At 72.9% G+C, this 12,375-nt stretch carries 11 protein-coding genes; 3 read left to right on the forward strand and 8 right to left on the reverse strand.

The features are described from left to right. Positions 1-128: 128 nt before the first annotated feature. Positions 129-605, forward strand: coding sequence for an SET domain-containing protein (locus tag AB7U92_RS10635; protein ID WP_428576166.1), 477 nt, complete (start codon positions 129-131; stop codon positions 603-605). A gap of 8 nt (positions 606-613) precedes the next feature. Further along, complete coding sequence (locus AB7U92_RS10640; protein ID WP_428576167.1) at positions 614-1,252, forward strand: 3'-5' exonuclease; 639 nt, start codon at positions 614-616, stop codon at positions 1,250-1,252. On the opposite strand, the gene AB7U92_RS10645 is transcribed toward AB7U92_RS10640, so the two are convergent. Continuing rightward, a complete protein-coding gene (locus tag AB7U92_RS10645; protein ID WP_428576168.1) occupies positions 1,224-1,697 on the reverse strand; it encodes an LEA type 2 family protein in 474 nt (157 codons plus the stop codon). The two genes, AB7U92_RS10640 and AB7U92_RS10645, sit on opposite strands and share 29 nt — an antisense overlap. Positions 1,698-1,837: 140 nt before the next feature. On the opposite strand from AB7U92_RS10645, the gene AB7U92_RS10650 reads away from it, so the two are divergent. Continuing rightward, positions 1,838-2,164: a hypothetical protein gene (locus AB7U92_RS10650; protein WP_428576169.1), complete on the forward strand. Its 327-nt coding sequence runs from the start codon at positions 1,838-1,840 to the stop codon at positions 2,162-2,164. Positions 2,165-2,173: 9 nt separating this feature from the next. On the opposite strand, the gene amrS is transcribed toward AB7U92_RS10650, so the two are convergent. The 7 genes from amrS to AB7U92_RS10685 form a co-directional block, all read right to left on the reverse strand. Then, the gene (gene amrS, locus AB7U92_RS10655; RefSeq protein WP_428576170.1) at positions 2,174-3,283 is read right to left on the reverse strand and encodes an AmmeMemoRadiSam system radical SAM enzyme; all 1,110 of its coding nucleotides are present in this window, start codon (positions 3,281-3,283) and stop codon (positions 2,174-2,176) included. Further along, the gene (amrB, locus tag AB7U92_RS10660) at positions 3,280-4,623 is read right to left on the reverse strand and encodes an AmmeMemoRadiSam system protein B (protein ID WP_428576171.1); all 1,344 of its coding nucleotides are present in this window, start codon (positions 4,621-4,623) and stop codon (positions 3,280-3,282) included. Before amrB ends, amrS begins: the two co-directional genes overlap by 4 nt. Before the next feature lie 61 nt (positions 4,624-4,684). Then, the gene (locus AB7U92_RS10665; protein ID WP_428576172.1) at positions 4,685-6,205 is read right to left on the reverse strand and encodes an AAA family ATPase; all 1,521 of its coding nucleotides are present in this window, start codon (positions 6,203-6,205) and stop codon (positions 4,685-4,687) included. Positions 6,206-6,215: 10 nt separating this feature from the next. Then, positions 6,216-7,166: an alpha/beta hydrolase family protein gene (locus AB7U92_RS10670; RefSeq protein ID WP_428576173.1), complete on the reverse strand. Its 951-nt coding sequence runs from the start codon at positions 7,164-7,166 to the stop codon at positions 6,216-6,218. Then, positions 7,163-10,267, reverse strand: coding sequence for an efflux RND transporter permease subunit (locus AB7U92_RS10675; protein ID WP_428576174.1), 3,105 nt, complete (start codon positions 10,265-10,267; stop codon positions 7,163-7,165). The genes AB7U92_RS10670 and AB7U92_RS10675 overlap by 4 nt, the downstream gene beginning before the upstream one ends. 10 nt (positions 10,268-10,277) lie before the next feature. Then, positions 10,278-11,408 (reverse strand): efflux RND transporter periplasmic adaptor subunit, encoded by a 1,131-nt coding sequence (locus AB7U92_RS10680; RefSeq protein ID WP_428576175.1) that lies wholly within the window; start codon positions 11,406-11,408, stop codon positions 10,278-10,280. Positions 11,409-11,461: 53 nt separating this feature from the next. Next, the coding region (locus AB7U92_RS10685; protein ID WP_428576176.1) for an efflux transporter outer membrane subunit at positions 11,462-12,375 on the reverse strand (914 nt) is incomplete at its 5' end.

The raw sequence follows: 12,375 nt of genomic DNA on the forward strand, positions 1-12,375 counted from the left end.
ATCGGCCATGAACTCGAAAAGACGTGACGTGCACCGCCATTTCGACATCGCGCCGGCATTCGCGTGAGAAAGTGCGCGCGCAATCGGCCCCGAACCTCGAGCCGGGGGCTTGACGCGACAATCCGCCCATGCCTCGACTCGACACGCTGCCCGTTGCCCCTGAACCCGCTCCCGTCACCCGCCCGCGCGGCGTGCCCGCCGATCCGCAGAAGTACGCCGTGCAGGTGGCGCCGAGCCGCATCGATGGCCAGGGCGCCTTCGCCGCCGAGGCGGTGCCCGCGCGGCGCAAGATCGGCGAGATCCGCGGCGAGCCGATCAGCGTGCGCGAGGCGCGGCGCCGCGCGAAGGGCCGGCAGCGCATCATGATCGTCGAAGTGAGCGAGACGCGCGCCATCGACGCCACCGACTCCGCCGACCCGCTGCGCTATACCAACCATTCCTGCCGCCCCAACGCGGTGCTGCGCATCCGCCAGGGCCGCGTGGAGTTCTACGCGATGCGCGACATCGCCGCGGGCGAGGAGATCACCGTGAACTACGGCGAGACCCACCACGAGGGCAGGCTCGCCTGCCGCTGCGGCGCGCCGGGCTGCGTGGGCGCGATCTGAGCGTGGCCATGGGCGCGATCGCGGTCATCGACTTCGAGACCACCGGCATGTCGCCGTCGATGGGATCGCGCGCCACCGAGGTGGCGGCGGTGCTGGTGGAGGACGGCCGCATCGTCGGCCGCTTCCAGAGCCTGATGAACAGCGGCGCGTGGATCCCGCCCTTCATCGAGGCGCTCACCGGCATCAGCAACGCGATGCTGGCCGATGCGCCGCCGGCACGCGCGGTGATGCACGAGGTGATGCGCTTCACCCGCGGCGTGCCGCTGGTGGCGCACAACGCCGCCTTCGACCGCGGCTTCTGGCTGGCCGAAGCGGCGCGCGCCGAGTGCGAGGCCGACCCGGCGCACCGCTTCGCCTGCACCATGCTGCTGTCGCGCCGCCTCTACCCCGACGCGCCCAACCACCGCCTGGGCACGCTGGCCGACTGGCATGGCCTGCCGAAGAACGGCCGTGCCCACCGCGCCCTGGCCGACGCCGAGGTGACGGCGCACCTGCTGCTGCGCCTGCAGGCCGACCTGCGCGAGCGCCACGCCGCGCTGCTGGAAGACTGCGGCGGCGAGCCCGGCCACGACGCGCTGTGCGCGCTGCAGCGGCTGTCGCGTCGCGAGATTGCGCGCTTCAGCGCGGCGGCCGCGTCAGCGCGGTGAGGGCGATCGAGCCTTCCTTCGTGAAGCGCACCGCACCGAAGGCGCCGCCGGCGAGCTTGCCGCGCAGCACGTAGGGCACGGCCTCGCGCGGCGTGCCGTCGGTGAACACCAGGGCCTGGCGCACCGCGTTCATCGCCGAGATGCTCACCGGCACCACCAGCACGGTCTCGCCGTAGCGCGGCACGCTGCCGCGCTGGTCGCTCACGCCGGTGGCCAGTGTCTTGCCGTTGACCTCGAGCTCCAGCGCGGTGCCGTCGTACTCCACCGGGGCGTCGTTGGGGTTCTGCACGCGCAGCTTCACGGCCAGGCGCAACTCCAGCCCCTGGCCCTCGATCGGCTCGATGCCGACCAGCTCCACGCGCAGCGGGTCGCGCCCCGGCAGGGCGGCGCAGCCCGCCATCAGCAGCGACAGCAGGGCGGCGAGGGCGAGCGTGAACAGGCGCATCGAGAGGCCTCCAGGCGAAGGAAGTGACGCCGCCGAGTATGCGCCCGCGCCCGATCGACCCCGGGTGACCGATTGATTCAGTTCAACACGCGGCGTGCCCAGCGGCCTACGATGGGGCCGTTGATTGCCGAGGGCCAGCCATGAAGTCGTTGAAAGCCACGCTGAACACCCCGCCGGAGCCCGGCTTCGACGAGGCGTCGCTGGCCGACACCTCGCTGCCCGACGACGGCAGCCTGGTGCGCCACCCCGACGGCTACTACTGGGTCGCGCCCGACGGCCACCAGGAGTTCGGCCCCTTCGCCACCGCCGAGGAGGCGCTGGCCGACATGAACGCCGGCAGCGACGAGGCGCCCGAACCCGGCGAGACGCTGCAGGAGGCCGAGCAGGAGCTGGGCCTGGCCGACTGGGTGGACGCCGATACCGGCGAACTCGCCGAGGGCACCGGCACCCGGCTCGAGGACCACTGAGCCGCAGCGTCAGCGCATCGCCATCCGCAGCGGGATGCGGCGCCGGCCGAAGCCGCCGGCGGCGGTGCCGAAGCGGCCAGCCAGCGCGGTGCCGCAGTGCGGGCAGGCACCGGCGGCGTCGAGCTCGTAGCGCGTGACGGCGTGCCAGTCGCGCTCGATCAGCGCCGCGCCGCAGCCGCTGCACGAGGTGGTGCCGCCCTCGCGGTCGTGCACGTTGCCGGTGTAGACGTGCCGCAGGCCGTTGTCCAGCGCGATGCGGCGCGCGCGCTGCAGTGTTGCGCGCGGCGTGGGCGGCACGTCGGTCATCCGGTAGTCCGGGTGGAAGGCGGTGAAGTGCAGCGGCACCGCAGGTCCGAGGTGGTCGGCGATCCAGCGTGTCATCGCGTCCAGTTCGGCGTCGCCGTCGTTCTGGCCCGGGATCAGCAGCGTGGTGATCTCCAGCCAGCAATCGGTGTCTTGCACGATGTACTGCAGCGTGTCGAGCACCGGCGCGAGGTGCGCGCCGGTCTGCTGGAAGTAGAACGACTCGGTGAACCCCTTCAGGTCGACGTTGGCCGCGTCCATCTTCGCGTAGAAGGCGCGGCGCGGCTCGGCATGCATGTAGCCGGCCGTCACCGCCACGGTCTGCACGCCCAGGGCATGGCAGGCGTCGGCGGCGTCCATCGCGTACTCGGCGAAGATCACCGGGTCGTTGTAGGTGAAGGCCACGCTGGTGCAGCCGCTGTCCTGCGCGGCCCGGGCAATGCCCTCGGGCGAGGCGGCGTCCATCAGCCTGTCCATCTCGCGGCTCTTCGAGATGTCCCAGTTCTGGCAGAACTTGCAGGCGAGGTTGCAGCCCGCGGTGCCGAACGAGAACACCGCGCTTCCCGGGTGGAAGTGGTTGAGCGGCTTCTTCTCGATCGGGTCGATGCAGAAGCCCGAGCTGCGGCCGTAGGTGGTCAGCACCATCGCGTCGCCCCGTTCACCCGTTCCTCGTGCGCGCACGAAGCACAGGCCGCGCTGGCCTTCGTGCAGCCTGCAGTCGCGCGGGCACAGGTCGCACTGCAGCCGGCCATCGTCCAGCCGGTGCCACCACCGGGCCGGGTGCGTGCCGTCGACGGCGTCGTCGCGTGCGCTCACGGTCGCAGCTCCGCGAACTTGCGCACGCGGTAGCGCGCCAGGCGCAGCGCCTCGGTCCAGAAGTCCTCCGGCAGGCCGGCCTTGCGCTTGAGCGCGGCCAGGAAGTCGACCGGCGCGGGCAGCTGCTCCCACACCTGCGGCAGGAAGGTGGCGTGACGGCCGCGGTACTCGAGGACCACGCCGTCGACACCGGGCTGCAGCGCACGCAGCGCCTCGGCCTCGCTGGACGCGGCGATCGGCTCGCTGGGATCCAGCAGCGAGACCTCGATCTCGAGCGACTCGAACTCCCAGGCGGCCAGCGGCGCGAAGCGGCTGTCGCGGAAGGCGGCGCCCAGCGCGTGCAGGCGCACGTCGTGCGCCAGCGGGCGCTGGGCCTCGAGCGTGCCGATGCAGCCGCGCAGCTCGCCGCCGCGGCGCAGCGTCACGAAGGTGGCGCCGGGTTCGTCCAGCGCGTGGTGGCCCGGCTCCGGGCCGGTGGGCAGGCCGAGTGCGTCGGCGATGGCATTGCGCGCTCGGGCAAGCAGCGCCGCGCCGAGCGGATCGGGGGACTCGAACGCCACCGCGGCGTAGCCGACCACGCGCGCGCGGTCGCCGGCGGTATCGCCGGAGTTGCGCAGGTCGAGCAGGCGAGGCTGCAGGCCGTGCCGGCGCGCCGCCAGCAGCGCGCCGCCCAGCGGCGTGGCGCCGCAGGCCTGCTCGTGGGCCAGCGCGGGGTCGAGGTGCAGCACCTGGTCGATCGTGGCGCGGTCCGACGCCTGGGCCTGTGCGTAGGGCAGGTAGTGCGACAGGTCGGAGCTGATCAGGATGAGCGTCTCGTCGCCGCCCCACAGCCGCTCGATCACCTCGGCCACTTCGGCGGGCGAGGCGTGGCCCACCACCAGCGGCACCAGGGTGAAGTCACCCAGCAACGACTGCAGGAACGGCAGCTGCACTTCCAGCGAATGCTCGGTCGCATGGGCGTCGTCGCGGCGGCTCAGCTGCGGCAGATCGGCGAGCGAGGCGATCGCGGCCTGGTCGACGGCCACGCGGCCGAGCGGGGTCTCGAAGGCCGAGGCGGTCGGCGCCGCCAGGCCGCGCAGCGCGACCCGGTGCGCCGGGCCGAGCAGCACGACGCGGCGGATGCGGCCGCGTGCGCCGGCCAGGGTGGCATAGGCGTGCGCCGCGACCGGCCCCGAGTACACATAGCCGGCATGCGGAACCAGCAGCATCTTCGGCGGGAGCTGCGTCGACCCGGCCTTCACGGCGGCGAGCTCACCGTCGATCTGCGTGCGCAGCACCGCGGCCTGGCCCGGATAGAACAGGCCGGCGACGGCGGCGGGGCGGACGGTGGACGGTGTCATGGCAATCTCCTGGCACGCACGTGGGCACGCAGGGCGCAAGATCAAGGGCGGGCAGCCGCTTTCAGAGTCGTCTCACCAGGGCCGCGCAGCGGCGCGCCACGGTCGCGCGGTCGGCGTCGGTGTCCAGCCGCAGCGCGGCCTCCTCGGAGGCCGGGATCTCGCAGACGCGCAGCTGCAACGAGAGCACCTCCTGCCCGGCGTCGGAGGCGTCGAGGCCCGCGGCGGCGCGGCGGGCGATGCGTGCGCGCAGCACCGACTCCGGGGCCACGCACTCGACGAGGCGGAAGTCGGCGCCGTGCAGCGCGGCGAGGGCACGCAGGTCGTCGCGCTCGTGGCGGCGCAGCGCCGCCGCGTCGACGATCACGTTCAACCCGGCCGCCAGCAGCGTGCCGGCGAGCGAGCCAAGCCGCGCGTAGGTGCGCCGGGTCATCGCGGCGCCGTAAAGCCGTGCGGTTTGCTCCGGCGTGGGGCGTGCGGTGGCCGCCAGGCCGGCCAGCCGCTTGCGCTCGACGTCGGAGCGCACGCGCACCGCGCCGAGCCCCTGCAGCAGCTCCAGCGCCACCGTGCTCTTGCCCGAGCCCGACAGGCCGCAGGTCAGCAGCAGCAGCGGCCGCGGGCGGCACAGGTGGGCGAGCGCGCCGGCCACGCGCAGGTCGCGCTGCAGCGCGTCGTCGTCGCTGCGGATCGCCGCCACCTGGGCACGCACCAGCGCGCGGTAGACGGCGAAGAAGGGCAGCAGCGCCAGCCCGGCGAAATCGCCGCCGCGCTCGGCGTAGCCGCTGGCGAAGCGCCAGGCGCCGCGCGGCAGGCCGTGGCGCCACAGGTCCATGAAGACGAAGGCGGCGTCGGCCATCGTGTCGGTGTGGCGCAGCGCCGGGTTGAACTCGATGCCGTCGAAGGGCAGCGGCTCGCCATCGACACGCACGATGTTGCCCAGGTGCAGGTCGCCGTGGCCTTCGCGCACGAAGCCCTGTGCGCGGCGCAGCGCCAGCAGCGGCGCGATGCGCTCGAACTCGCGTTCGGTCCAGTCGTGCAGGTCCGTTGGGGCCCGGGCGCCGAGCGCGGCGAAGTTGGCGCGCGCCCAGGCGAGCACGCCGGCCGGATCTCCCCAGGCGGCCGGCGAGGCGGGCAGCGCGGTGTGGAAGTCGGCCACGCAGCTTGCGAGTGCGTCGATGTCGCCGTCGGCCAGCGCGCCGTGCGTGGCCAGGCGGTCGAGCAGCTGGTCGTTGTCGAAGCGGCGCATGCGCAGCAGCCAGTCGATCGCCCCGTCGCTCTCGTCCGGCTCGCCGATGCGCGGGGCCTCGGGCGAGCCCCGCACCGGCCGCACCTCCAGGTAGAGCTGCGGCGCGGTGCGCCGGTTCAGGCGCAGTTCCTCCTCGCAGTCGCGCCGGCGCGCGGCGGCGCTGGCGAAGTCGAGGAAGGGCAGGCTCAGCGGCTTGCGCAGCTTGTCGGCGAAGCCGCCGTGCAGCAGCAGCGTGGAGATGTGCGTCTCGATGCGCTCGGTCTGCGGCCCGAGCGTGGCCTGCAGCGCCGCCACCATCGTGCGGTGCTGCTCGAGCGTCAGGTCGCGGGCGGAGTCCACCCGCGCGAGGTTACAGCCCGCTGCGGGTGAAGCGCGCGACGATGCCGGCAAACTGCGCCGGCCATTGACGGATCGCAGCCTCGTCGCCCTCGAACACCCGCTTCAGGAAGGCCACCGACAGCGCGCGAGTCGCCTCCTTGACCTGCGGGTTGAGCGTGGCGCCGCCGGTGCCGCGCCGGTCGGTGAAGATGCTGTGCGAGCCGCCCTCGAACACCGCCAGTGCCTTGGCGCGGCTGCCGGTGGCCTCGAACACGCTGACGCGGTCCTGCGCATCGGAGTAGTAGCCGGGGATGCGGATCACGTCTTCGGTGGCGGTCACGTGCAGCGTCGGCACGGTGACGTGCGCGAGGATGCCCGCCGGGTCGCTCTCGCCGTAGAAGGGCGGGGCCGACAGCACGATCGCCGCCTTGATGCGCGGGTCGCGGAAGTCGACGGTCAGGCCCTGTCGTTCAAGCCGGGCGCCGGCGGCCAGCAGCGTGGTGTTGGCGCCGTAGGAATGGCCCGCGGCGACGATGCGCGTGGCGTCGATGCGCGGCGCCAGCGGCCCGGCCAGCAGCGTGTCGAGCGCGAAGCGCAGGTCGAGCACGCGGGCGATGGCCTCGCCGTCCTGCGCCGCGCCCTGCAGCCGGTCGACCAGCGAGAACGGGTTGCCGCCCCACAGGCTGCGGTCGCTGCCCACGTGCTGCAGGTGCAGGCTGGCGTAGCCCTGCGCCGCCCAGTGCTCGCCGAGGTAGCGGTAGCCCATGCGCGAGCCGCCGATGCCGTGCGAGAACACCACCAGCGGCACCGGACGCGCGGCGTCGGCCTGCACCGGCAGGTACAGGCGCACCGGCACCGGGCGTTGCCGGGCGCCGTCGTGCCAGTCGAGGTCCAGCGTGGTGAAGCCGGCGGCGCCGTCGGCCCAGGCTGCCGGCGCCAGCGCAGCAGACAGCAGCAGCGCGAAGCAGGCTCGCCGCTTCATGACTGTGCTCCCGCCGCCGGCAGCGCGCTCGCCGCGGGGCGGCGCCGATGGACGAGGCGGCCGAACCACTGCACCAGGTCGTCGACGAAGGTGAACACCACCGGGATGACCAGCAGGCTGAGGAAGGTGCTGGTGATCAGGCCGCCGATCACGACGATGGCCATCGGCGCGCGGAAGCTCGGGTCGACGCCGATGCCCAGCGCGATCGGCATCATGCCGGCGCCCATCGCGATGGTGGTCATCACGATCGGCCGCGCCCGCTTGCGGCAGGCGTCGAGCAGCGCCTCCCAGCGCGACAGGCCGTGCTCGCGCCGCGCCAGCACCACGTAGTCGATCAGCAGGATCGAGTTCTTCGTCGCGATGCCCATCAGCATGATCAGGCCGATCATCGACGGCATCGACAGCGACGACTGGGTGACGAACAGCGCCAGGAACGCGCCCGGGATCGACAGCACCAGCGCGGCGAGGATGGTCACCGGCTGCACGAAGTCCTTGAACAGCAGTACCAGCACCACGTAGATGCACAGCACCCCCGTGGCCATGGCCAGGCCGAAGCTGGCGAACAGCTCGGCCATCGCCTCGGCGTCGCCCACCGAGGTCTGCATCACGCCCGGCGGCAGGTTCTTCAGCGAAGGCAGTGCCAGCGCCGCCTGCTCGACCTCGCCGAGCGGCTGGCCGTTGAGCTCGATCTCGAAGTTGATGTTGCGCATGCGGTCGTAGCGGGCGATCTCGGCCGGGCCGGAATCGAGCGCCAGCGTGGCCACGTTGGACAGCGGCACCGGTCCGCGCGCGCCGGGCACCGGCAGGCGCGAGAGCAGGTCGATGTCGGCGCGCGCGTCTTCCGCGAGCTTGACCACCACCGGTACCTGGCGCTGGCTGAGGTTGAGCTTGGGCAGGCCCTGGTCGTAGTCGCCGTTGGTGGCGATGCGCAGCGTGTCGGCGATGGACTGCGAGGTCACGCCGAGGTCGGCGGCGCGGGCGAAGTCGGGCCGCACGATCAGCTCCGGCCGCACCAGGCTGGCGGTCGACGTCACCGCGCCGATGCCCGGGATGGTGCGCAGCTCCCGCTCCACTTGCGCGGCATGCGCGCCGAGCACGCGGCCGTCCTCGCCGGCCAGCACCAGCACGTACTTCTCGCTCGAGGCGCCCAGGCCCACCTTCACGCGCGCGCCCGGCAGCACGGCCAGCGCCTCGCGCAGCTGGCCCTCGATGTCCTGCTTGGACAGGCCCGGGCGGTCGCTGCGGTGCGTCATGTTGATCGTCAGCACCGCCTTGCGCACCTCGGGCACGCCGCCGGCGGCGAACGGGTCGGAGCCGGCCGCACCGCCGCCGATGGCGGTGTAGACCAGCTTCACGTGCTCGTTCTTCTGCACCAGCGCGCGCGCCTGCTCGGCGGCGGCGTAGGTTTCCTTCAGGGTGCTGCCCGGCGGCAGCGTCACCGTCACCTGCGTCTGCGACAGGTCATCGGGCGGGATGAAGCCGGTGGGCAGCAGCGGCACCAGGGCGAACGAGCCGACGAAGAACACCGCCGCGCCGAGCAGTGTCAGGAAGCGGTGCTTCAGGCACCACCGCGCCCAGCCGAGGTAGGTGGTGATCCAGCGCGGCTCCTTCTCCTCGTGCTTCGGGGCTTTCAGGATGTAGGCCGCCATCATCGGCGTCAGCATGCGCGCCACCACCAGCGAGAAGAACACCGCGATCGCCGCCGTCCAGCCGAACTGCACGAAGAACTTGCCGGCCACGCCGCTCATGAAGGCGGTGGGCAGGAACACCGCGATCAGCGTGAAGGTGGTGGCGATCACCGCCAGGCCGATCTCGTCGGCCGCTTCCATCGCCGCCTGGTAGGGCGTCTTGCCCATGCGCAGGTGGCGCATGATGTTCTCGATCTCGACGATCGCGTCGTCGACCAGGATGCCGACCACCAGCGACAGGCTCAGCAGCGTCACCACGTTGATCGAGAAGCCCATCAGCCACATCACGAAGAAGGTCGGGATGGCCGACAGCGGCAGCGCCACCGCCGAGACGAAGGTGGCTCGCCAGTCGCGCAGGAACAGCCAGACCACCAGCACCGCCAGCAGCGCGCCCTCGTAAAGCAGCTTCATCGAGCCGTCGTAGTTCTCCTGCACCGGGTCGACGAAGTTGAAGGCCTCGGTGATGGTGATGTCGGGGTGCTCGGCCTTGAGCTTGTCGAGCGCGGCACGCACGCCGTCGGTGACCTCGATCTCGCCGGCGCCGCGCGAGCGCACGATCTCGAAGCCGACCACCGGCTTGCCGTCGAGCAGCGCGGCCGAGCGCGGCTCGGCCACGGTGTCGTGCACCTTGGCCACCTGGTCGAGGCGGATGCGGCGGCCGTCGGACAGCGCCACTTCCATCGCGGCGAGCTGCGCGGCCGATTGCACCGTGGCGATGGTGCGCACCGACTGCTCGGCGCCGCCGAGGTCGGCGCGGCCGCCGGAGGCCTCCTGCTGCACGCTGCGCAGCTGGCGCGAGATGTCGGCGGCGGTGGCGTTCAGCGCCAGCAGCCGCGCCGGGTCGAGCTCGACGCGCACCTCGCGCGACACGCCGCCCACGCGGGATACGGCACCGACGCCGCGCACCGACAGCATCGCCTTGGTGACCTGGTTGTCGACGAACCACGACAGGGCCTCGTCGTCCATCTGCGCGGAGGCGACCGTGTAGGTGAGGATGGGCGTGCCGGCGAGGTCGACCTTCTTGATGACCGGGTCGCGCAGATCGGCCGGCAGGTCGGAGCGCACGCGCGAGACGGCGTCCCGCACGTCGTCCACCGCCTCCTGGGGTGGCTTCTCCAGGCGGAACTCGGCGGTGATCGAGACGGTGCCGTCCTGGATCGTCGTGTACTGGTGCTTGAGCCCCTGCACCGTGGCCAGCGAGTTCTCGATCTTGCGCGCCACCTCGGTTTCGAGCTGGCCCGGCGAGGCGCCGGGCAGCGCGGCGGTGATCGAGACCATCGGCAGGTCGATGTCGGGGAAGTTCTGGATCTTCATCGACTGGAAGCCGATCAGGCCCGCCAGCGTGAGCATCAGGAACAGCAGGATGGACGGGGTCGGGTTGCGGATCGACCAGGCCGAGACGTTGATCGCCATGGCGCGCTCCTTACTTCGAGGCCGTCTGCTGCGCGGCGGCGGGGGCCGCGTCGACCACGCGGACCAGGTCGCCATCGCCGAGGAAGCCGCCGCCGGCCGCGACCACGCGCACGTTCTTGTCCAGCCCGCCGGTAATCTCGACGCGCTCGCCCCAGCGCCGGCCGGTGCTCACCTTGACCTGCTGCACCTTGGAGTCGGGGCCGACCTTGAGCACATAGCTGAAGCCCTCGCGCAGCAGCACCGCGCTCTGCGGCAGCGACAGGCCCTGGGACTGGCCGATCTCGAACTCGCCGCGCGCGAACATGCCGGCGCGCGCGGTGCCGGGCTGCGGCAGGTCGACGTAGACGATGCCGTTGCGGGTGGCGGGGTCGACCGTCGGCGCGACCATGCGCACCTTGCCGACGATGGGCGTGCCGCCGGCCGGTGTGACGGCGGCGGCGAGGCCGGGCTTGAGCTGCGCGAGATCGGCCGCCGCGACCTCGGCGCGCCACTCCAGCCGGCCGCCGCGGATCAGTCGGAACAGCTCCTGGCCGGCCGGCAGCACCGCGCCCACGGTGGCGCTGCGCGCCGAGATCACGCCGTTGTCGGGCGCCAGCACCTGGGTCTGCGCCAGGCGCAGCTGCTGCGTCTTGGCCGCGGCGCGCTGCGCTTCCAGGCGCGCCTGCGCAGTGCGCTCGGCGGTGAGGTACTGGTTGATCGCCTGGGCCGACAGTGCGCCGGTGGCCTGCAGTTCGCGGGCCCGCTGGGCGTTGGCACTGGCTTCGGCCAGCGTGGCCTCGGCCTCGGCGACGGCGGCGCGGGTTTGCGCCAGCTCGGCGGCGATGGTGTCGGCGGCGAAGGTGGCGAGCACCTGGCCGCGCTTGACGACATCGCCCACGTTGACGCGCACCTCGGCCAGGCGCAGGCCGTTGGCCTCGGTGCCGATGCTGGCTTCCTGCCAGGCGGCGACGTTGCCGTTGGCCGCGATCTTCAGCGGCACGGTGGACGCTTGCGGCGACGTGACGGTGACCGTCAGCGCCGGCTTGGCCGGGGCGGCTGCGGCGGGCTTGTCGGCGGCGTGCACGGCCAGCGTGACGACCAGGGCGGTCAGGGCCACGGCGATCGGCGTGGCAACGAGCAGGAGGCGAGTGGAGCTGGGCATGGTGGTGGGTCCAGTGGAGGCGTCGGGCTTCGTGGGCGGTCGGCCGGTGTCGTTCAGCTGCGGGGTTGGGCTTCGGTCTGGGCCTGGGCGGGCTCTTCGGTGGTCCAGCCGCCGCCGAGCGATCGGTACAGAGAGATCCAGGCGGCAACGCGTTCCCGCTGCAGTTCGATCAGCGCGGCCTGCGCGGCGACGGCGCTGCGGCGGGCGTCTTCCAGCTCGAACAGGCTGGCCAGGCCGCCGCGGTAGCGCGACTCGACAGCGCGGTAGCTGCGCTCGAAGCCTTCAGCGGCGGTGCGCGCATCCTCGCCGCGTGCCGCCGTGCTCTGCAGCGCGACCAGCGCGTCCTCGACCTCGCGTATCGCCGTTCGCAGCCGGGCGGCGTAACGAACCGCCGCGGCGTCGTAGGCAGCCTGCGCGGCAGCGGCGTTGGCGCGGCGTACGCCGCCGTCGAAGATCGGCAGGCTCACGCTGACCGGGCCCACGCTCCACAGCGTGCCGCTGCTGCTCACGCCGCCGGTTTCGAAGCGCGAGGGGCCGATGCTGCCGGCCAGGGCGATGCGTGGATAGCGCTGCGCGCGGGCCTGGCTCACGTCGGCCAGAGCGGCGGCGAGTTCGCGCTCGGCAGCGGCGAGGTCGGGCCGTTGCGCCAGCACCTGCGCCGGCACGGCGGCCACGCCGAGCTGCGCCGGCTTCGGCAGCGAGGCGCGGCGCGCCTGCAGCTGCGTGCGCAGCTCGGGCTCGGGCAGCGCGGTGAGCGCCACCAGCGACTTGACCGCCAGGTCGCAGGCGGCGCGCTGCTGCGTCAGCGTGGCGTTGCCCTGCGCGGCGCTGGCGCGGGCTAGGTCGGCGCTGGCCGGGGCCTGGAAGCCGGCCTTGGCCGACAGCTCGGTCAGCCGCGCGGTCTCGGCGCGCGAGGCGGCGTCGAGCTCGGTCTGGGCGAGCTGCGCCTCGCAGGCGCGCAGCGCCA

It is taken from the genome of Piscinibacter sp., from assembly GCF_050175855.1.
In the GTDB taxonomy this organism is placed as follows: domain Bacteria; phylum Pseudomonadota; class Gammaproteobacteria; order Burkholderiales; family Burkholderiaceae_C; genus Piscinibacter.